Below are 20,611 nucleotides of genomic sequence, written 5' to 3'. Positions count from 1 at the left end.
TTGGGGGGCTAGCCTACATGACATATAGAAAAACTCTGCCGCGTGGTGTGCGTAACAACAACCCGCTAAATATTCGTGAGTCCAAAGGTGATCGTACTCAATGGAATGGTGAGCATCTACTCGACCTTGATAAAAGCTTCGAAGAGTTCAAGCATCCGGTTTATGGCTTTCGAGCGGGTGCGCGTGTTCTGCGTAGCTACTCACGACAAGGCTTTCAAACCTTGAGCGAAATGATAAACCGCTTCGCTCCGTCAGTGGAGAACGATACCGAGCTATACATCAAACACGTTAGCGAGTGGACGGGCATCGGTCGTAATCAGGTTGTCGATGTGAATAACAACGAACAGCTGGCACAGCTACTACATGCAATGAGTCGTAAAGAAGTCGGGAGCTATTACGGATTAAGTATGGCGCGTGAAGGAGTCGCCATGGCATGACCAAAGAAGACTACAAGAAAATAGCTATTACCGTAGTTGGTGGCGTTCTCGCCGCCTACACCATCAAGTATTTACGACAGAGCAAATTATTATGAAAAGCCTACTAGAAAAAATCGGAATCGACCTTGATCAACCATCTACAAAAAAGGGTTTAGCGTTACTTGGCGCGGGAGCTGCTTTGGTATCTGGTCACCCTGAACTTATCACCGCAAGCGTATCGGCAGACGGTGTTCAATTCGGTGGCATTATTGGCGCAAGTGCTCCAATAGTATTTGGCCTATGGGAAACCCTGCGCAATGAGTTCAAGTAAATGGCAGAGTATCAAACACTAATAGTCGCGGTTGCTACAGGGTGTGTCTCAAGTATGGCTACGGTCGCTGCGATTAGAGTTGATATTGATTGGCTCAAAATTGGATTAGGCGAACTGAAACTGAGGGTTATCGAGCTAGAGAAAACAAACAAGGACTCTCAATAATATCTTGTTGTTTTATGTAGTTAAGGGATAGAGTGTTGCTATTTCTCCAATGTTAACTTCATAGGTTGTAGTGAATGGCTCCAATTCATAAAAGGCATGATTTTCTTGAATCGACTAAACGCTCTTTAAGAGAGAAAGTTGCGAACTTATGCTCAAAACCCGACTGTAGAGTTCTTACCGTAGCGTCTAAAATTGATAACTGTTCATTATCGAACGTGGGTGTCGCGGCTCATATTTGTGCTGCTGCACCTGGAGGACCTCGTTATAAGAAAGAGCAAACAGAAGCAGAAAGAAAGCATTATGATAATGGTATTTGGCTGTGTACTACTTGTTCTAGGCTTATCGATGTTGATGATGGCTCCTACTCTGAAGAGCTCTTACGTGATTGGAAGAATCAAACGTTAATTTTTGTGAGAGATAACCTTGGTAAGCAATTCCTCCCTAAAGAAGAAATTGAATCAAAAGCACTAAAGAATACATTGGATTACGTAACTGGTAAGGGAGCTATTTTATCTGGCGATACACCATCCAAAATGATTGGCTTTATTGACGACCACCTTAACCAGTTAGACAGTCGATTTTCAGTCCAGACTAGTATTATTAATGGCGCAACACTGAGAAATATCACTCCTCTATCTAGTGATGCAGATTTTTCTTTGTCAATGAGTAAGTCTGATGGAGAAGAATTTCAAGCTAACATGGGGGTGATGATAGAGACTGGTAAACCAGTGAAGTTATCTGGTGACCGTTTTAAGTTTACAGGCTCAAAATTATTTGAGGCAATTGGTAATGACGTAAGTGGATCTAGCGAATTAGTTATTACGCCAGCTTCAACAAAGGTTACTGTTGGTCTTTATGCAATCTCTAAATCACAGCAAATTTTTCTTGGAGGTTTTAAAGGTAAGCAATTTAACTTGAAACAAGGACTAAAATTTGAAGCTTTGGCGTTTAATAAGCTAATTAAAATATCGTGTTTTTGTGACCTTTCAGCTACGAAAAAAACTAAAATTACATGCAATTACGTTATTAGTACATCTTTGTGGGATGGAAAAAGTATTAATCAAATACCTTTGTTCCATAGACTCCTCAAGGCGAAAGAAATTTTACAATCAGGGGGCGGCTTAAGCATCGGATTGGAGTTTGAAAATGGCCAATCTATAGAGCCCATGCCTATGTTAGAAGGTAACCAAGAACGGCTGAAACTTTTTAAAGATTTTGGTGATATTATTCATATCATTGATTGCTATAGAAGAATATTAGATAAGTTTGATTTGCCAGTACCAGTTTACGGAGACTTTGAGTTATCAGCTGACGAGTATGATACGTTGACTTACGTTGTTGACTTGCTTGATGGAGAAGAAATTGTATTGGGTAATGATATTACTCCTTTTCAAGTTGATGTTAGTTTGGACGAGTACGAAAAATTCTCAGAAAGAAGAAAAGCAGGCAGCCTCGATGAACTGAATGTCAGTAAGAAAAATTTCGTACCTGAGATCTTTGGACTTAACTTAAAATCAATAGAGTTTGAACGCACCTATTTTTATATGGACTTAGATGCGTCAATCGAAGGAGAAAAAGTTAAGTTAAAATTTATACCAAATGAAAATTCGAAATCAGTTTCGCGTTTGTCACTTTCAGGTGACTGATTTTATTGGCTGTATGTCAAACTAATAGTGTTTTTTGTGTAATTTGTGTGGGAATAGCTGCGTATAAACCTGCCACAAGATATTTAAATTCCGATGACCTGTCACTTGGGCTACTTCTTCAATAGAGTAGCCTTTTTCAAACAAGCGACTTGCTCCCTCTCTCCGCAAGTCGTGGTACCTCAAATCCTCAATACCTAACTCATTTCTAACTCGCTGAAACCCTGCGCTAACGCTTCGTGAGTTGTATGGAAAAATGAGTTCACCTTTGTTTGGTTGCTTTAGTGCGATCTCAAATGACTCACCAAGCAACGGCACTATCATATGGTTACCTGCTTTTTTCCTTGGGTCTTTTCTATCTCTAACCAGTATCGTTTTGTGTTCTTGGTTGAGGTCTTCCCAACGCAATTTGCATACTTCACCTATTCGCATACAAGTAAGAATGCTGAACTCTAGAATGTCAGTGAATGGGATTCTAGTTGTACCGTTTGGCCGGAAAGATTCACGTTGTTCTAACCCAAGCTTTAAGCGTTTCAATTCTTCGGAAGTTGGGCGGCGTGTTCGTTTCTGGCTCTTACCGACTAACCCCATATCAATCAGAACGGGTACGGCTTCATCAAATATCTGGTGATTGGTGTCGATGTTGAAGACAGGCTTAGATTTTTTCATTACAGAACGTAGGTAAGCAATATCATGATAAATCGTTGCGGGTTTGGCTCCTGCGCCTCTTCGGTTTTTACAGTGCTCGATTAAGTCGCTTGTTCGCAATTGGTTACTCTCGACATTAGCGATGTCGCAATCCCTAAGCATCTTAATCACATAGCGTTTTGTGCGGCCTGTATTGTCCCAGAGGTCACGCTCTGCCATGAATAAATCGAGGAGTACCGAAAGGGGGACTGTTTTTGGCTGATTGAGTACCCCTTGAGCTTCTAGTTCAGCTACCCTTTTTTTACCGAAAGCTTTAGCGAGTGCTTTCTTTTTTAGAGTTTTGCTTTCCCTGTGTATAATGCGCGAATTCTTTTTAACGATGATTGTTACCTTGAACCTTGGTTCACCGCTTTTTAGCTTTCTGGTCTCGATGGTATAACTTGCCATTGTCCAACTCCTAAAGGGGTACTTGAGGGGTACTACAGGAAGTAATTCCGTTTAATTCTAGGTAATTCACTGTATGTTTGTACAGTATTAATTGAGACTGAATCATGACAAACACTAATAAAACCAGTAAATACGCTAGTCACCGACTTTCTGTTGCACCCATGCTCGATTGGACTGACCGCCACTGTCGTTACTTTCACCGTTTGCTTTCTAAGCAGACTCTTCTGTACACAGAAATGGTAACAACAGGCGCGATCTTACATGGTAAGGGCGACTTTCTAGAATACAACGAGCAAGAACATCCTCTTGCACTTCAACTCGGCGGTTCAAACCCGGTTGATCTTGCTGCTTGTGCCAAACTTGCTGGTGAGCGTGGTTACGATGAAGTAAACCTAAATGTAGGTTGTCCTTCAGATCGAGTTCAGAATGGTCGCTTTGGTGCGTGCTTAATGGCTGAACCTGAGCTGGTGGCAGATTGTGTGTCTGCGATGAAAGAAGTCACTGATATTCCAATTACCGTGAAAACACGTATTGGTATCGACGACCAAGACTCTTATGAGTTTTTAACTAAGTTTGTTTCGACGGTTTCTGAAAAAGGCGGCTGTGAGCAATTTACTATTCATGCTCGTAAAGCATGGTTGAGTGGTCTTAGCCCGAAAGAGAACCGAGAGATTCCACCGCTAGATTACGATCGTGCATACCAAATCAAGAAAGACTTCTCTGATCTTGTGATTGCAGTGAATGGTGGCGTTACTACTCTGGAGCAAACTAAAGAGCACTTGCAACATCTTGATGGTGTGATGATCGGCCGTGAGGCTTACCATAGCCCGTTTATCTTGGCTGAAGTCGATCAGCAGATCTTTGGTTTAGACACGCCGATCAAGAAGCGCTCACAAGTGGTTGAAGAAATGTACCCGTACATTGAACGTGAGCTTTCAAATGGTGCAAGCTTAGGACACATCTCTCGTCATATGCTTGGTTTGTTCCAAAGTATGCCGGGCGCAAGACAATGGCGCCGCTACATCAGTGAAAACGCACATAAGAAAGGTGCAGGTATCGAAGTGATGCAGATAGCATTGGCTAAGATCCCTAAAGAGCTAAACGTATAACCTCCCTCGAGGTGAAAAGTTCGAGCTTAAAAGCCCAAGCTGAAAACCAAGCTTAAAAAGTTAAGCTTAAAAACCTAAGGCTAAATTCGCCACTAGAGGCTAAATTTGCCATTGATAGTTTCTTTAAAAGCCACGCATTTAGATGTGTGGCTTTTTATTTGTCTGATAAGTAAGGGTTTTATTGATTTCACTAACTTGGTATGGAAGCTGCAATGTTAGATAGTAGGAAAGATAGGTCATTAACTCATTAGGGAGACCATTATGTTTGAATTAATCTTTGTTCTTATTTTCGTCGCAACTCTACTTGTCACTGGTATCACGTTTATGACGGTATTGGCTGCAACCGGAATCGCGTTAGCCATTATGTTGGTCTTAGGTATGATGGGGGTTGTGTTTAAGTTGCTGCCTTGGTTAATTGTGATTGCATTGGGTATCTGGTTTTTCAAAAACTTTGTACACAGTTCTAACCAAAGACGTTACTAAGGTCATGGTGTCGTCAAATCTTTGATCGTCATCGGTTTATCGTTTGAGAATTTAAGATGTGTGATAGAATTTTCCCCAATAATCTATGAATGTGCATACAATTAGCACAACGATATGGAATTGGAGCTATCTCAAATGAATAAAATGCCATTAATTGCTTTAGTGGGAATGCTATCTTTAAGTTCGGCAGTGTCTGCTGAAGAAGAGTTTTCTTACACGGCTAAAGTCGGTGCCGATATGTGGTGGGGAAGTACAAAGCTAAACGAAGTTAGACAGAGCGATGATTCTAATTCTCCTTCGTTGTATTTCGCATTTGAGCATAATGCCCCAATGCTACCAAACGCTAGTTTTCGCTACACCTCTGTTGATGCGGATTCATTGGCCTTCGATAAGTACGATTACACCTTCTATTACACATTGTTAGATCATAAGCTAATGAACTTTGACGCGGGTGTGACATTTACTCAGTACTCGAACTCTAACTATATTGAACCAAAAGCTACTGATGCAAAAACATCAACCTTTGATGAGTTTACTTGGAGTTTCTACGGCAACGCAGAGATCAATGTTCCTGATACCAATTTCGATATCATTGGTACGATGGAGTTCGGTGATAGCAGTGGCATCAAGAGTACTGACTTGATGGCGGGTGTTCAGTACCGAATTCCTGTATCAGAATCTGAGATTGCCTTGCGTGGTGGTTACCGTGTTATCGATCTAGACTCGGATGAGTTTTTTAGCTCTGAACTAGGCAAGAGCTTTGTTATGGTTGACGGTTGGTTCGCAGGCGCTGAAGTGCGTTTTTAGGCTACTAAAGCTAATTTTAAAGAGCATCTAAAACGAATTTTAGGAACGCCACTTTGTTAAGTGGCGTTTTTTATATCTATTGGTTATATATCTTTCTGGAATTAGTTAGCACATTCGTCACTTTCGACCATCCTTACTACAGAGTTCTAATTAGCGTCTATTCTTATAAGGTCTATGTTGTGAGGTCAAAGCAAGGGATGGTGTATGACACTCAATGAATTAAGAAATTTATATAGAGAAAACTTGTTAGTTGAAGCGATCATAGAGCCCTCAATTCAAGAAGGGTCTTGGGTTGTGGAGTTTCGCCATATGGGAGGTGGCTTTGTTCTGCTCACTGATGTCCATGGTGAAGAGTGCCATTATGCAGATTTAGATCTGGCTTCTAAGTCGGCAATGGCGGTTGGCTTTCAGCAAGTGCGCATTGAAAATCAGTAAGTCAATTTATGGTTCAATCGGTTTTTACTTCCAAAAAGTTATAAAACATACTTTTCTATTCTTTCTTGTTATTAAAAGTAGTGGTTAATCTATCGTCACGCAATGATTAGGGATGTCGTGACCATGTCTTTAAATAAGAAAGAGTCTTCACAAAATAATAATGCACAGTCTGGGGCTAATGAGCTACCTGGGCTAGCAGCACCACTTAATGACCAACAATTGGGTCATCTTCAACAATCGGTTTCTGAGTTATCTTCGCAACAACTGGCTTGGGTCAGTGGTTATCTTTGGGGTGTGAGTCAAGCTCAGCCTGTAGGTGCAGCCGCGCCAATCGCTCAAGCCGCCGCTGCAGTAGCCGCTAAACCTGCGGGTAAGTTAAGTATTATCTTCGCTTCTCAAACGGGTAATGCTAAAGGTGTTGCTGAATCGCTTGAGGCAGAAGCAAAGGCTTTAGGTATTGCTGTCGAGCTTTTTGACGCAAGTGACTATAAGGGCAAGAACTTAGCCAAAGAGACACACGTCATTTTCGTTGCTTCAACCAATGGCGAAGGTGAAGCTCCAGATAACGCTATTGAGTTACACGAGTTTCTACAATCGAAGAAAGCGCCGAAATTATCAAACCTACAATACGGTGTTATTGGTTTAGGTGATTCAAGTTATGAGTTCTTCTGCCAAACCGCGAAAGATTTCGATAACTTCTTAGCTAAGCTTGGTGCTAAATCGTTTGTTGATCGTCTTGATTGCGATGTTGATTACGAAGCATCGGCAACAGAGTGGCGTGCTAAAGCATTAGAGCAAGTAAAAGAGACACTATCGACAGGCACTGAAGCCGATGTCGTTCAGTTACCAGTTGGTCAAGTGGCCGCGGGTCATTCGCAATACACCAAACAAAACCCATACACAGCCACATTACTGACGAGTCAAAAGATCACGGGTCGCAACTCTGGTAAAGATGTTCGTCATATCGAGATTGATCTTGATGAGTCAGGTATTACTTATCAACCTGGTGATGCGTTAGGTGTATGGTTTGAAAACAGTTCAGAACTTGCCAATCAGATCCTTTCTAAGGTTGGGTTATCTGGTATCGAAAGTGTCGATGTAGATGGTCAAAACTTATCTCTCCATAGTGCTCTAGTGAGTAAATTCGAGATTACGTCATCAAACCCTCAATTTGTAACTAAGTTTGCCGAGTTATCTGGCAGCAAAAAGTTAATCAAGCTGGTGGAAGATAAAGACAAGCTTCGTGAATATGCGGGTAATACTCAAATTGTCGATGTTTTAGCTGAAAAGAAAACCAAGCTATCAGCTGATGAGCTAATCGGTCTTCTACGTAAGTTAACGCCACGTCTTTATTCTATTGCATCAAGTCAAGCTGAAGTAGATGAAGAAGTTCACTTGACGGTTGGTCTGGTTGAATACCAAAAAGGTGATGAATCTCGTTTAGGTGGAGCGTCAAGTTTCTTAGCTCAACGCCTAGAAGAAGGTGGTGAAGTTAAGGTGTTTGTAGAGAACAACAATAACTTCAAACTGCCACAAGACGACAATACACCAATCATCATGGTTGGTCCTGGCACTGGTATTGCTCCATTCCGTAGTTTCGTTCAAGAGCGTGAAAACAATGACGCTCAAGGTAAGAGCTGGCTGTTCTTTGGTGACCGAACCTTTACTCAAGATTTCTTATATCAAGTTGAATGGCAGAAGTACCTTAAGTCTGGTGCGCTAACCAAGCTTGATGTGGCATTTAGTCGTGACCAAAAAGAAAAGGTTTATGTTCAAGATCGATTAATTGAACAGGCAGAGCAGGTTTGGCAATGGCTTCAAGAAGGCGCGTACTTCTATGTATGTGGCGATGCGACTCGAATGGCAAAAGATGTCCATGAAGCGTTAGTTACGATAGCGGAAAAATATGGCAATCAGAGCCGCGAACAAGCTGAACAATATATTAATGATTTACGTAAAGCGAAACGTTACCAAAGGGATGTGTACTAATGAGCAAGCAAGTAATAGAGCAAGAAGTGCTAGGTCAAGTACTGGGACCTTTGGCTGACAACGAGCGTTTAAAGCGTGAAAGTAAAAATCTTCGCGGTACGATTGAACAAGATCTTCAAGATAGAATTACGGGTGGCTTTACTGCTGATAACTTTCAGTTGATCCGCTTCCACGGTATGTATCAGCAAGATGATCGTGATATTCGTAACGAGCGTGCAAAGCAAAAACTAGAACCTTTGCATAATGTAATGCTACGTGCTCGTATGCCAGGTGGCATTATTACTCCTAAACAGTGGTTGGCGATTGATAAGTTTGCAGATGAAAGTACCTCTTATGGTTCTATCCGTCTTACAACCCGTCAAACTTTCCAGTTTCATGGTGTGTTGAAGCCGAACATTAAGTTAATGCACCAAACCCTAAACAATATCGGTATTGATTCGATTGCGACAGCGGGTGACGTAAACCGAAATGTTTTGTGTACGACAAACCCGGTTGAATCTGAGCTCCACCAAGAAGCTTATGAGTGGGCAAAAAAAATCAGTGAACATCTATTACCTAAGACTCGTGCTTACGCAGAAATTTGGTTAGATGGTGAAAAGCTAGCAACAACGGACGAAGAACCTATCTTAGGTAGCAACTACTTACCACGTAAGTTCAAGACGACGGTTGTAATTCCTCCACAGAATGACGTAGATGTTCATGCTAACGATCTTAACTTCATCGCGATTGCTAAAGACGGAAAGCTGGTGGGCTTCAACGTCTTAGTTGGCGGTGGTCTTGCAATGACGCACGGCGATACTTCTACTTACGCGCGCAAAGCTGACGATTTTGGTTTTGTGCCATTAGATAAAACGTTAGATGTAGCAGCGGCGGTGGTAACGACTCAGCGTGACTGGGGTAACCGTTCGAACCGTAAGAACGCAAAGACCAAATACACACTAGACCGTGTTGGTATTGATGTATTCAAAGCAGAAGTAGAAAAACGTGCAGGCGTTGAGTTTTCTGAAAGCCGTCCTTATGAGTTTACTGGCCGTGGCGATCGTATCGGTTGGGCGGAAGGCATTGATGGTAAGCACCACTTAGCGTTATTCATCGAAAATGGTCGTTTACTTGATTTCCCTGGGAAAGCGCTGAAAACAGGTGTTGCTGAAATAGCGAAGATCCACAAAGGTGACTTCCGCATGACAGCGAACCAAAATCTCATTGTTGCAGGTGTGCCTAAGAGCCAAAAGGCAAAAATTGAAAAGCTGGCACGTCAATACGGTTTGATGGATGATGCCGTTTCCGAGCAGCGTAAAAACTCAATGGCCTGTGTGGCATTCCCAACATGTCCTTTAGCAATGGCAGAAGCTGAGCGTTTTCTTCCTGAGTTTGTAACGGATGTTGAAGACATTCTAAAGAAGCATGGATTACCAGAGGAAGATAATATCATCCTTCGTATCACGGGTTGTCCAAACGGTTGTGGTCGTGCAATGTTGGCTGAGCTGGGGTTAGTCGGTAAGGCTCCGGGGCGTTACAACATGCACTTAGGTGGCAACAAAGCCGGAACTCGTATCCCGAAGATGTATAAAGAGAACATCACTTCAGCTCAGATCTTAGAAGAGATTGATTCGCTGGTGGGACGTTGGGCTACGGAACGTAACGACAATGAAGGGTTCGGTGATTTTACAATCCGAGCTGGCATCATCGAAGAGGTGATAATTTCAAAGAGGGATCTGCATGCATAATTCTGTCACTTCAAAACTGAAGTTAGCAGAGCTACTCGCATTGACTAAGACGGAGCAAATACTTCGTCTTGGACAAATTAATGTTGAGTTAGAACAGCTAACGGCATTAGAAAGAGTTAAGTGGGCTTTAGACAATTTAGAAGGGACACATGTGGTGTCTTCTAGTTTTGGAATCCAAGCGGCTTTGATGTTGCATTTAGTTACTCAGGCGAAACCAGATATTCCGGTTATTCTGACGGATACTGGATATTTGTTCCCTGAAACATATCGATTTATAGATGAGTTAAGTAAGAAGTTGACTCTGAACCTTCAAGTATTTCGCGCACAACAGAGCCCTAATTGGCAAGAAGCGCAATATGGCAAACTTTGGGAACAAGGAATAGAAGGGATAGAAAAGTACAACAAGCTTAATAAAGTTGAACCGATGAGAAGAGCGCTGGATGAGCTTGAGGCTGGAACATGGTTTTCTGGTTTAAGAAGAGAGCAATCTCAATCGCGCGCGAACCTACCAATTTTATCCATCCAAAATGGTGTGTTTAAATTCTTACCGGTAATCGATTGGACGAATAAAGATGTTCACTATTACTTAGAAGAGCATAGTCTCAGTTATCACCCGCTTCGAGATCAGGGTTACCTTTCTATTGGTGATACACACACAACTAAGAAATGGGAACCGGGCATGACTGAAGAGGAAACCCGTTTCAATGGATTAAAACGAGAATGTGGCCTTCATGAGGATGATGGAGAGCAATATGGCTCTGGGATTTAAACTCATTGCTATTCGAAAAGCTGCCATAAGGCAGCTTTTTTAGTTTCTAGGAGATGAAATTAGAACAATTGTGGATAAGTCTGTGGTTATTATGTAGTTAGTTTGTAGTTAAAGTTGCAAAAATAAGGGTTTGGGTGTTTATTCGTCATGTAATCGTTATTTTTGCATTTTTCTTTAATAAACACTTGCCAATGTGAGGAACATCTCTATAATGCCGCCTCACTGACACGGTAGACGCCATAAGGCTTCAACGAAGAATGTTAGTAAGGCTACTAGCTTTGAGTGATTATTTACTCCTACTTTTAAAAAAGTAGAAATTAATTTTCAAAAGTGTTTGACACTGAGAATTAAATAGCTAGAATGGCCGCCTCTTCCGAAGTGATGCAAATCACAACGAAGAGAAGCTCTTTAACAATTTAAACCTATCAATCTGTGTGGGCACTCGTTGATGAATATCAAAACGTTTTATCCTTTGGATAAAACAGTTACTTCGGTAACACAATGATTTCAATGAACTGAGTGACCAATACGTTTAACTACTTTCTCTTGTAGAAAGAAATTATTCGGCACAGTCAATTCATTACCATTCTGTTGGAATGGTAATAGCTTTAAAATTACACTCTTTATTTATAAAGAATAGTTTTGAAGTCAGTATTCGTTGAGTCACAAAATCTTAAATTGAAGAGTTTGATCATGGCTCAGATTGAACGCTGGCGGCAGGCCTAACACATGCAAGTCGAGCGGAAACGACACTAACAATCCTTCGGGTGCGTTAATGGGCGTCGAGCGGCGGACGGGTGAGTAATGCCTAGGAAATTGCCTTGATGTGGGGGATAACCATTGGAAACGATGGCTAATACCGCATGATGCCTACGGGCCAAAGAGGGGGACCTTCGGGCCTCTCGCGTCAAGATATGCCTAGGTGGGATTAGCTAGTTGGTGAGGTAATGGCTCACCAAGGCGACGATCCCTAGCTGGTCTGAGAGGATGATCAGCCACACTGGAACTGAGACACGGTCCAGACTCCTACGGGAGGCAGCAGTGGGGAATATTGCACAATGGGCGAAAGCCTGATGCAGCCATGCCGCGTGTATGAAGAAGGCCTTCGGGTTGTAAAGTACTTTCAGTTGTGAGGAAGGGTGTGTAGTTAATAGCTGCGCATCTTGACGTTAGCAACAGAAGAAGCACCGGCTAACTCCGTGCCAGCAGCCGCGGTAATACGGAGGGTGCGAGCGTTAATCGGAATTACTGGGCGTAAAGCGCATGCAGGTGGTTCATTAAGTCAGATGTGAAAGCCCGGGGCTCAACCTCGGAACTGCATTTGAAACTGGTGAACTAGAGTGCTGTAGAGGGGGGTAGAATTTCAGGTGTAGCGGTGAAATGCGTAGAGATCTGAAGGAATACCAGTGGCGAAGGCGGCCCCCTGGACAGACACTGACACTCAGATGCGAAAGCGTGGGGAGCAAACAGGATTAGATACCCTGGTAGTCCACGCCGTAAACGATGTCTACTTGGAGGTTGTGGCCTTGAGCCGTGGCTTTCGGAGCTAACGCGTTAAGTAGACCGCCTGGGGAGTACGGTCGCAAGATTAAAACTCAAATGAATTGACGGGGGCCCGCACAAGCGGTGGAGCATGTGGTTTAATTCGATGCAACGCGAAGAACCTTACCTACTCTTGACATCCAGAGAAGCCAGCGGAGACGCAGGTGTGCCTTCGGGAGCTCTGAGACAGGTGCTGCATGGCTGTCGTCAGCTCGTGTTGTGAAATGTTGGGTTAAGTCCCGCAACGAGCGCAACCCTTATCCTTGTTTGCCAGCGAGTCATGTCGGGAACTCCAGGGAGACTGCCGGTGATAAACCGGAGGAAGGTGGGGACGACGTCAAGTCATCATGGCCCTTACGAGTAGGGCTACACACGTGCTACAATGGCGCATACAGAGGGCAGCAAGCTAGCGATAGTGAGCGAATCCCAAAAAGTGCGTCGTAGTCCGGATTGGAGTCTGCAACTCGACTCCATGAAGTCGGAATCGCTAGTAATCGTGAATCAGAATGTCACGGTGAATACGTTCCCGGGCCTTGTACACACCGCCCGTCACACCATGGGAGTGGGCTGCAAAAGAAGTGGGTAGTTTAACCTTTCGGGGAGGACGCTCACCACTTTGTGGTTCATGACTGGGGTGAAGTCGTAACAAGGTAGCCCTAGGGGAACCTGGGGCTGGATCACCTCCTTATACGAAGATACCACGATGAGTGTCCACACAGATTGATATGTTTAAACAGTTAAGAGTAACCTATGTCCCGTTCGTCTAGAGGCCTAGGACACCGCCCTTTCACGGCGGTAACAGGGGTTCGACTCCCCTACGGGATACCATCTTTAAGCACATTTATTTAAGTGTTTTTAAAAATGGTTCATTTTATTGAATCAAGCTCTTTAACAATTTGGAAAGCTGACTGATTTGATTACTTAAGAGTAATTCAAATCAAATTTAAAAGTTCTCAATGTTTATCTGCTCTTATTTAATAAGAACGGTATAAACACAACAAACACATTCAAGTGTCTTGTATTCGAATGATCAGAAATGATTGTTCATTTTTTGATTCTACTTTTTATTAAAAGTGGAAACAAAAAGTAAATTGAGTCCGGCAAACAGTTATCAAGAATTAACCCTTCTTGATGACAACCAAAAACCTTGGTTAGTTGCCATACGCTTATTTGTCTTCACTCCTGTTTGTCTTCACTTTTTAAAAGTGAAAATAAAAAGGAAAGTGAAAGCAAATAGAAACCCTTTCGGGTTGTATGGTTAAGTGACTAAGCGTACACGGTGGATGCCTTGGCAGTCAGAGGCGATGAAAGGCGTAATAACTTGCGATAAGCCCAGATTAGGTAGTAATAACCTTTGAGTCTGGGATTCCTGAATGGGGAAACCCACGTGCATAAGCACGTATCCTGTTGTGAATACATAGCAACAGGAGGCAAACCGGGGGAACTGAAACATCTAAGTACCCCGAGGAAGAGAAATCAACCGAGATTCCGAAAGTAGCGGCGAGCGAAATTGGATTAGCCCTTAAGCTTTTAATGATGCAGGTGAAGAGTCTGGAAAGTCTCGCAATAAAGGGTGATAGCCCCGTAACCGACACATCATAATCAGTGAAAACGAGTAGGGCGGGACACGTGATATCCTGTCTGAATATGGGGGGACCATCCTCCAAGGCTAAATACTACTGACTGACCGATAGTGAACCAGTACCGTGAGGGAAAGGCGAAAAGAACCCCTGTGAGGGGAGTGAAATAGAACCTGAAACCGTGTACGTACAAGCAGTAGGAGCACCTTCGTGGTGTGACTGCGTACCTTTTGTATAATGGGTCAGCGACTTAATTTTAGTAGCAAGGTTAACCGTTTAGGGGAGCCGTAGGGAAACCGAGTCTTAACTGGGCGTACAGTTGCTAGGATTAGACCCGAAACCAGGTGATCTAGCCATGGGCAGGTTGAAGGTTGAGTAACATCAACTGGAGGACCGAACCGACTAATGTTGAAAAATTAGCGGATGACTTGTGGCTAGGGGTGAAAGGCCAATCAAACCTGGAGATAGCTGGTTCTCCCCGAAAGCTATTTAGGTAGCGCCTCGGACGAATACTACTGGGGGTAGAGCACTGTTAAGGCTAGGGGGTCATCCCGACTTACCAACCCTTTGCAAACTCCGAATACCAGTAAGTACTATCCGGGAGACACACGGCGGGTGCTAACGTCCGTCGTGGAGAGGGAAACAACCCAGACCGCCAGCTAAGGTCCCAAAGTATAGCTAAGTGGGAAACGATGTGGGAAGGCTCAGACAGCCAGGATGTTGGCTTAGAAGCAGCCATCATTTAAAGAAAGCGTAATAGCTCACTGGTCGAGTCGGCCTGCGCGGAAGATGTAACGGGGCTAAGCTATACACCGAAGCTGCGGCTACGTACCTTAGGGTATGTGGGGTAGGGGAGCGTTCTGTAAGCCGTTGAAGGTGGTCTGTAAGGGCTGCTGGAGGTATCAGAAGTGCGAATGCTGACATGAGTAACGATAAAGGGAGTGAAAAACTCCCTCGCCGGAAGACCAAGGGTTCCTGTCCAACGTTAATCGGGGCAGGGTAAGTCGACTCCTAAGGCGAGGCCGAAAGGCGTAGTCGATGGGAAACAGGTTAATATTCCTGTACTTCTTACAATTGCGATGGGGGGACGGAGAAGGCTAGGTGGGCCTGGCGACGGTTGTCCAGGTTCAAGTATGTAGGCGGGTGGTTTAGGTAAATCCGGACCGCTACTAACGCTGAGATACGATGTCGAGCTACTACGGTAGTGAAGTCATTGATGCCATGCTTCCAGGAAAAGCCTCTAAGCTTCAGATTGTAAGGAATCGTACCCCAAACCGACACAGGTGGTCGGGTAGAGAATACCAAGGCGCTTGAGAGAACTCGGGTGAAGGAACTAGGCAAAATGGTACCGTAACTTCGGGAGAAGGTACGCTCTTATCAGTGAAGTCCCTTGCGGATGGAGCAGACGAGAGTCGCAGATACCAGGTGGCTGCAACTGTTTATTAAAAACACAGCACTGTGCAAAATCGTAAGATGACGTATACGGTGTGACGCCTGCCCGGTGCCGGAAGGTTAATTGATGGGGTTAGACTTCGGTCGAAGCTCTTGATCGAAGCCCCGGTAAACGGCGGCCGTAACTATAACGGTCCTAAGGTAGCGAAATTCCTTGTCGGGTAAGTTCCGACCTGCACGAATGGCGTAATGATGGCCACGCTGTCTCCACCCGAGACTCAGTGAAATTGAAATCGCTGTGAAGATGCAGTGTACCCGCGGCTAGACGGAAAGACCCCGTGAACCTTTACTACAGCTTGGCACTGAACATTGAACCTACATGTGTAGGATAGGTGGGAGACTATGAAATTGCGTCGCTAGATGTGATGGAGTCGTCCTTGAAATACCACCCTTGTAGTTTTGATGTTCTAACGTTGGCCCCTGAATCGGGGTTACGGACAGTGCCTGGTGGGTAGTTTGACTGGGGCGGTCTCCTCCCAAAGAGTAACGGAGGAGCACGAAGGTGGGCTAAACACGGTTGGACATCGTGTGGTTAGTGCAATGGCATAAGCCCGCTTGACTGCGAGAATGACAATTCGAGCAGGTGCGAAAGCAGGTCATAGTGATCCGGTGGTTCTGAATGGAAGGGCCATCGCTCAACGGATAAAAGGTACTCCGGGGATAACAGGCTGATACCGCCCAAGAGTTCATATCGACGGCGGTGTTTGGCACCTCGATGTCGGCTCATCACATCCTGGGGCTGAAGTCGGTCCCAAGGGTATGGCTGTTCGCCATTTAAAGTGGTACGCGAGCTGGGTTTAGAACGTCGTGAGACAGTTCGGTCCCTATCTGCCGTGGGCGTTGGAAAATTGAAAGGGGCTGCTCCTAGTACGAGAGGACCGGAGTGGACGAACCTCTGGTGTTCGGGTTGTCATGCCAATGGCATTGCCCGGTAGCTAAGTTCGGAATCGATAACCGCTGAAAGCATCTAAGCGGGAAGCGAGCCTTGAGATGAGTTTTCCCTGGCACTATAAGTGTCCTAAAGGGTTGTCGTAGACTACGACGTTGATAGGCAGGGTGTGTAAGTGCTGCGAGGCATTGAGCTAACCTGTACTAATTGCCCGTGAGGCTTAACCATACAACACCCAAGGGGTTTTGTGGACTCAATAGAAAGACAGACCTTGAATGCGTTTGAAGAGACATAACTTTTAAATACAGTTTTCCGAATTTTAAAATTTGCTTGGCGACCATAGCATTGTGGACCCACCTGATTCCATGCCGAACTCAGAAGTGAAACACAATAGCGCCGATGGTAGTGTGGGGCTTCCCCATGTGAGAGTAGGACATCGCCAGGCTTTAATTTCGACTTATCTCGAAAGAGATGAGTCAACATAGTTTTCTGAGTGAAAACTTAGAATATTATGTTGACTTTCAAAGTGGAAAGCGTATTATACGCGTCCTGCTTAAGTGCTAAGGCACTGAAAGCGTTCTCTTTTTAGAGAACAAGCTCTTTAACAATTTAAACCTATCAATCTGTGTGGGCACTCGTTGATGAATATCAAAACGTTTTATCCTTTGGATAAAACAGTTACTTCGGTAACACAATGATTTCAATGAACTGAGTGACCAATACGAATAACTTCGGTTATTTGGCACAGTCAATTCATTACCATTCTGTTGGAATGGTAATAGCTTTAGAATTACATGTTTATCAATCTTTTTCGAAAGAGCGAATGAATATTAGTTTTGAAGTCAGTATTCGTTGAGTCACAAAATCTTAAATTGAAGAGTTTGATCATGGCTCAGATTGAACGCTGGCGGCAGGCCTAACACATGCAAGTCGAGCGGAAACGACATTAACAATCCTTCGGGTGCGTTAATGGGCGTCGAGCGGCGGACGGGTGAGTAATGCCTAGGAAATTGCCTTGATGTGGGGGATAACCATTGGAAACGATGGCTAATACCGCATGATGCCTACGGGCCAAAGAGGGGGACCTTCGGGCCTCTCGCGTCAAGATATGCCTAGGTGGGATTAGCTAGTTGGTGAGGTAATGGCTCACCAAGGCGACGATCCCTAGCTGGTCTGAGAGGATGATCAGCCACACTGGAACTGAGACACGGTCCAGACTCCTACGGGAGGCAGCAGTGGGGAATATTGCACAATGGGCGAAAGCCTGATGCAGCCATGCCGCGTGTATGAAGAAGGCCTTCGGGTTGTAAAGTACTTTCAGTTGTGAGGAAGGGTGTGTAGTTAATAGCTGCGCATCTTGACGTTAGCAACAGAAGAAGCACCGGCTAACTCCGTGCCAGCAGCCGCGGTAATACGGAGGGTGCGAGCGTTAATCGGAATTACTGGGCGTAAAGCGCATGCAGGTGGTTCATTAAGTCAGATGTGAAAGCCCGGGGCTCAACCTCGGAACTGCATTTGAAACTGGTGAACTAGAGTACTGTAGAGGGGGGTAGAATTTCAGGTGTAGCGGTGAAATGCGTAGAGATCTGAAGGAATACCAGTGGCGAAGGCGGCCCCCTGGACAGATACTGACACTCAGATGCGAAAGCGTGGGGAGCAAACAGGATTAGATACCCTGGTAGTCCACGCCGTAAACGATGTCTACTTGGAGGTTGTGGCCTTGAGCCGTGGCTTTCGGAGCTAACGCGTTAAGTAGACCGCCTGGGGAGTACGGTCGCAAGATTAAAACTCAAATGAATTGACGGGGGCCCGCACAAGCGGTGGAGCATGTGGTTTAATTCGATGCAACGCGAAGAACCTTACCTACTCTTGACATCCAGAGAAGCCAGCGGAGACGCAGGTGTGCCTTCGGGAACTCTGAGACAGGTGCTGCATGGCTGTCGTCAGCTCGTGTTGTGAAATGTTGGGTTAAGTCCCGCAACGAGCGCAACCCTTATCCTTGTTTGCCAGCGAGTCATGTCGGGAACTCCAGGGAGACTGCCGGTGATAAACCGGAGGAAGGTGGGGACGACGTCAAGTCATCATGGCCCTTACGAGTAGGGCTACACACGTGCTACAATGGCGCATACAGAGGGCAGCAAGCTAGCGATAGTGAGCGAATCCCAAAAAGTGCGTCGTAGTCCGGATTGGAGTCTGCAACTCGACTCCATGAAGTCGGAATCGCTAGTAATCGTGAATCAGAATGTCACGGTGAATACGTTCCCGGGCCTTGTACACACCGCCCGTCACACCATGGGAGTGGGCTGCAAAAGAAGTGGGTAGTTTAACCTTTCGGGGAGGACGCTCACCACTTTGTGGTTCATGACTGGGGTGAAGTCGTAACAAGGTAGCCCTAGGGGAACCTGGGGCTGGATCACCTCCTTATACGAAGATACCACGATGAGTGTCCACACAGATTGATTAGGTTTAGAAAAGTTAAGAGACGATATTGGGTCTGTAGCTCAGCTGGTTAGAGCGCTCGCCTGATAAGCGGGAGGTCGGTGGTTCAAGTCCACTCAGACCCACCAATATCGACCTAGATGGGGCTATAGCTCAGCTGGGAGAGCGCCTGCCTTGCACGCAGGAGGTCTGCGGTTCGATCCCGCATAGCTCCACCATCTTTAAGGGTTTTTCCCTAAGAATCTTTAAAAATGGTTCATTTTATTGAATCAAGCTCTTTAACAATTTGGAAAGCTGACTGATTGATTACTTACGAGTAATTCAATCAAATTTAAAAGTTCTCAATGTTTATCTTTCATTAGATAAACACAACAAACACATTCAAGTGTCTTGTATTCGAATGATCAGAAATGATTGTTCATTTTTTGATTCTACTTTTTATTAAAAAGTGGAAACAAAAAGTAAATTGAGTCCGGCAAACAGTTATCAAGAATTAACCCTTCTTGATGACAACCAAAAACCTTGGTTAGTTGCCATACGCTTATTTGTCTTCACTTTTTAAAGTGAAAGCAAATAGAAACCCTTTCGGGTTGTATGGTTAAGTGACTAAGCGTACACGGTGGATGCCTTGGCAGTCAGAGGCGATGAAAGGCGTAATAACTTGCGATAAGCCCAGATTAGGTAGTAATAACCTTTTGAGTCTGGGATTCCTGAATGGGGAAACCCACTTACATAAGTAAGTATCCTGTTGTGAATACATAGCAACAGGAGGCAAACCGGGGGAACTGAAACATCTAAGTACCCCGAGGAAGAGAAATCAACCGAGATTCCGAAAGTAGCGGCGAGCGAAATTGGATTAGCCCTTAAGCTTTTAATGAGACAGACGAAGGCTCTGGAAAGTGCCGCAGTAAAGGGTGATAGCCCCGTAGTCGACATCTCATAATCAGTGAAAACGAGTAGGGCGGGACACGTGATATCCTGTCTGAATATGGGGGGACCATCCTCCAAGGCTAAATACTACTGACTGACCGATAGTGAACCAGTACCGTGAGGGAAAGGCGAAAAGAACCCCTGTGAGGGGAGTGAAATAGAACCTGAAACCGTGTACGTACAAGCAGTAGGAGCACCTTCGTGGTGTGACTGCGTACCTTTTGTATAATGGGTCAGCGACTTAATTTTAGTAGCAAGGTTAACCGTTTAGGGGAGCCGTAGGGAAACCGAGTCTTAACTGGGCGTACAGTTGCTAGGATTAGACCCGAAACCAGGTGATCTAGCCATGGGCAGGTTGAAGGTTGAGTAACATCAACTGGAGGACCGAACCGACTAATGTTGAAAAATTAGCGGATGACTTGTGGCTAGGGGTGAAAGGCCAATCAAACCTGGAGATAGCTGGTTCTCCCCGAAAGCTATTTAGGTAGCGCCTCGGACGAATACTACTGGGGGTAGAGCACTGTTAAGGCTAGGGGGTCATCCCGACTTACCAACCCTTTGCAAACTCCGAATACCAGTAAGTACTATCCGGGAGACACACGGCGGGTGCTAACGTCCGTCGTGGAGAGGGAAACAACCCAGACCGCCAGCTAAGGTCCCAAAGTATAGCTAAGTGGGAAACGATGTGGGAAGGCTCAGACAGCCAGGATGTTGGCTTAGAAGCAGCCATCATTTAAAGAAAGCGTAATAGCTCACTGGTCGAGTCGGCCTGCGCGGAAGATGTAACGGGGCTAAGCTATACACCGAAGC

12 protein-coding genes, 3 tRNA genes and 5 rRNA genes are annotated in these 20,611 nt (G+C 44.8%); 19 read left to right on the top strand and 1 reads right to left on the bottom strand.

All coding sequences use genetic code 11. The annotated features are described in order from the left end of the window. Window positions 1–17 precede the first annotated feature (17 nt). The 4 genes from SJY39_RS19395 to SJY39_RS19380 all read left to right on the top strand — a co-directional run bounded on the left by SJY39_RS19395 (window position 18) and on the right by SJY39_RS19380 (window position 2,558). The gene (locus tag SJY39_RS19395; RefSeq protein WP_132764229.1) at window positions 18–437 is read left to right on the top strand and encodes a virion protein; all 420 of its coding nucleotides are present in this window, start codon (window positions 18–20) and stop codon (window positions 435–437) included. Window positions 438–528: 91 nt separating this feature from the next. After that, a complete protein-coding gene (locus tag SJY39_RS19390) occupies window positions 529–747 on the top strand; it encodes a hypothetical protein (RefSeq protein ID WP_016783629.1) in 219 nt (72 codons plus the stop codon). Further along, window positions 748–912 (top strand): hypothetical protein, encoded by a 165-nt coding sequence (locus SJY39_RS19385; protein WP_372275786.1) that lies wholly within the window; start codon window positions 748–750, stop codon window positions 910–912. 74 nt (window positions 913–986) lie between these two features. Then, window positions 987–2,558, top strand: coding sequence for a hypothetical protein (locus SJY39_RS19380; RefSeq protein ID WP_372275785.1), 1,572 nt, complete (start codon window positions 987–989; stop codon window positions 2,556–2,558). Window positions 2,559–2,579: 21 nt separating this feature from the next. On the opposite strand, the gene SJY39_RS19375 is transcribed toward SJY39_RS19380, so the two are convergent. After that, window positions 2,580–3,650, bottom strand: coding sequence for a tyrosine-type recombinase/integrase (locus SJY39_RS19375; RefSeq protein WP_372275783.1), 1,071 nt, complete (start codon window positions 3,648–3,650; stop codon window positions 2,580–2,582). 104 nt (window positions 3,651–3,754) lie between these two features. Between SJY39_RS19375 and dusA the strand changes: the two genes are divergently transcribed. The 15 genes from dusA to SJY39_RS19300 form a co-directional block, all read left to right on the top strand. After that, window positions 3,755–4,759, top strand: coding sequence for a tRNA dihydrouridine(20/20a) synthase DusA (gene dusA / locus SJY39_RS19370; protein ID WP_372275782.1), 1,005 nt, complete (start codon window positions 3,755–3,757; stop codon window positions 4,757–4,759). A 261-nt stretch (window positions 4,760–5,020) separates the two neighbouring features. Next, window positions 5,021–5,242 (top strand): envelope stress response protein PspG, encoded by a 222-nt coding sequence (gene pspG, locus SJY39_RS19365; RefSeq protein ID WP_372264240.1) that lies wholly within the window; start codon window positions 5,021–5,023, stop codon window positions 5,240–5,242. 135 nt (window positions 5,243–5,377) lie between these two features. Continuing rightward, window positions 5,378–6,049, top strand: coding sequence for a TIGR04219 family outer membrane beta-barrel protein (locus tag SJY39_RS19360; RefSeq protein ID WP_010434222.1), 672 nt, complete (start codon window positions 5,378–5,380; stop codon window positions 6,047–6,049). 204 nt (window positions 6,050–6,253) lie between these two features. Then, window positions 6,254–6,484 (top strand): hypothetical protein, encoded by a 231-nt coding sequence (locus tag SJY39_RS19355; RefSeq protein WP_004735813.1) that lies wholly within the window; start codon window positions 6,254–6,256, stop codon window positions 6,482–6,484. Window positions 6,485–6,607: 123 nt separating this feature from the next. Next, window positions 6,608–8,473, top strand: a complete 1,866-nt coding sequence (locus tag SJY39_RS19350; protein WP_372264241.1) for an assimilatory sulfite reductase (NADPH) flavoprotein subunit — start codon at window positions 6,608–6,610, stop codon at window positions 8,471–8,473. Further along, complete coding sequence (gene cysI / locus SJY39_RS19345) at window positions 8,473–10,200, top strand: assimilatory sulfite reductase (NADPH) hemoprotein subunit (protein ID WP_016796224.1); 1,728 nt, start codon at window positions 8,473–8,475, stop codon at window positions 10,198–10,200. The genes SJY39_RS19350 and cysI overlap by 1 nt, the downstream gene beginning before the upstream one ends. Then, on the top strand, window positions 10,193–10,969 hold the full coding sequence (locus SJY39_RS19340; RefSeq protein ID WP_016799327.1) for a phosphoadenylyl-sulfate reductase: 777 nt from the start codon (window positions 10,193–10,195) through the stop codon (window positions 10,967–10,969). The genes cysI and SJY39_RS19340 overlap by 8 nt, the downstream gene beginning before the upstream one ends. Window positions 10,970–11,644: 675 nt before the next feature. After that, a 16S ribosomal RNA gene (locus SJY39_RS19335) occupies window positions 11,645–13,199 on the top strand. A 64-nt stretch (window positions 13,200–13,263) separates the two neighbouring features. Continuing rightward, window positions 13,264–13,339, top strand: a tRNA-Glu gene (locus tag SJY39_RS19330). Between the two features lie 428 nt (window positions 13,340–13,767). Next, window positions 13,768–16,660 (top strand): 23S ribosomal RNA (locus SJY39_RS19325). A gap of 101 nt (window positions 16,661–16,761) precedes the next feature. After that, window positions 16,762–16,877, top strand: a 5S ribosomal RNA gene (gene rrf / locus SJY39_RS19320). 424 nt (window positions 16,878–17,301) lie between these two features. Continuing rightward, window positions 17,302–18,856 (top strand): 16S ribosomal RNA (locus SJY39_RS19315). A 66-nt stretch (window positions 18,857–18,922) separates the two neighbouring features. Beyond that, window positions 18,923–18,999 (top strand) — tRNA-Ile (locus tag SJY39_RS19310). A 14-nt stretch (window positions 19,000–19,013) separates the two neighbouring features. After that, window positions 19,014–19,089 (top strand) — tRNA-Ala (locus SJY39_RS19305). Window positions 19,090–19,467: 378 nt separating this feature from the next. Further along, window positions 19,468–20,611, top strand: a 23S ribosomal RNA gene (locus SJY39_RS19300); the annotation flags it as partial.

It is taken from the genome of Vibrio sp. R78045, from assembly GCF_042466085.1.
Lineage (GTDB): Bacteria > Pseudomonadota > Gammaproteobacteria > Enterobacterales > Vibrionaceae > Vibrio > Vibrio cyclitrophicus.
Note: the sequence above shows the minus strand (reverse complement) of the source record. Positions and strands in the feature narration are given on the sequence as shown.

Excerpts from the sequence above, each read along its gene's own strand:
- SJY39_RS19395 (WP_132764229.1), top strand. The coding sequence starts at position 18 with ATGACATATAGAAAAACTCTGCCGCGTGGTGTGCGTAACAACAACCCG.
- SJY39_RS19390 (WP_016783629.1), top strand. The coding sequence starts at position 529 with ATGAAAAGCCTACTAGAAAAAATCGGAATCGACCTTGATCAACCATCT.
- SJY39_RS19385 (WP_372275786.1), top strand. The coding sequence starts at position 748 with ATGGCAGAGTATCAAACACTAATAGTCGCGGTTGCTACAGGGTGTGTC.
- SJY39_RS19380 (WP_372275785.1), top strand. The coding sequence starts at position 987 with ATGGCTCCAATTCATAAAAGGCATGATTTTCTTGAATCGACTAAACGC.
- SJY39_RS19375 (WP_372275783.1), bottom strand. The coding sequence starts at position 3,650 with ATGGCAAGTTATACCATCGAGACCAGAAAGCTAAAAAGCGGTGAACCA.
- dusA (WP_372275782.1), top strand. The coding sequence starts at position 3,755 with ATGACAAACACTAATAAAACCAGTAAATACGCTAGTCACCGACTTTCT.
- pspG (WP_372264240.1), top strand. The coding sequence starts at position 5,021 with ATGTTTGAATTAATCTTTGTTCTTATTTTCGTCGCAACTCTACTTGTC.
- SJY39_RS19360 (WP_010434222.1), top strand. The coding sequence starts at position 5,378 with ATGAATAAAATGCCATTAATTGCTTTAGTGGGAATGCTATCTTTAAGT.
- SJY39_RS19355 (WP_004735813.1), top strand. The coding sequence starts at position 6,254 with ATGACACTCAATGAATTAAGAAATTTATATAGAGAAAACTTGTTAGTT.
- SJY39_RS19350 (WP_372264241.1), top strand. The coding sequence starts at position 6,608 with ATGTCTTTAAATAAGAAAGAGTCTTCACAAAATAATAATGCACAGTCT.
- cysI (WP_016796224.1), top strand. The coding sequence starts at position 8,473 with ATGAGCAAGCAAGTAATAGAGCAAGAAGTGCTAGGTCAAGTACTGGGA.
- SJY39_RS19340 (WP_016799327.1), top strand. The coding sequence starts at position 10,193 with ATGCATAATTCTGTCACTTCAAAACTGAAGTTAGCAGAGCTACTCGCA.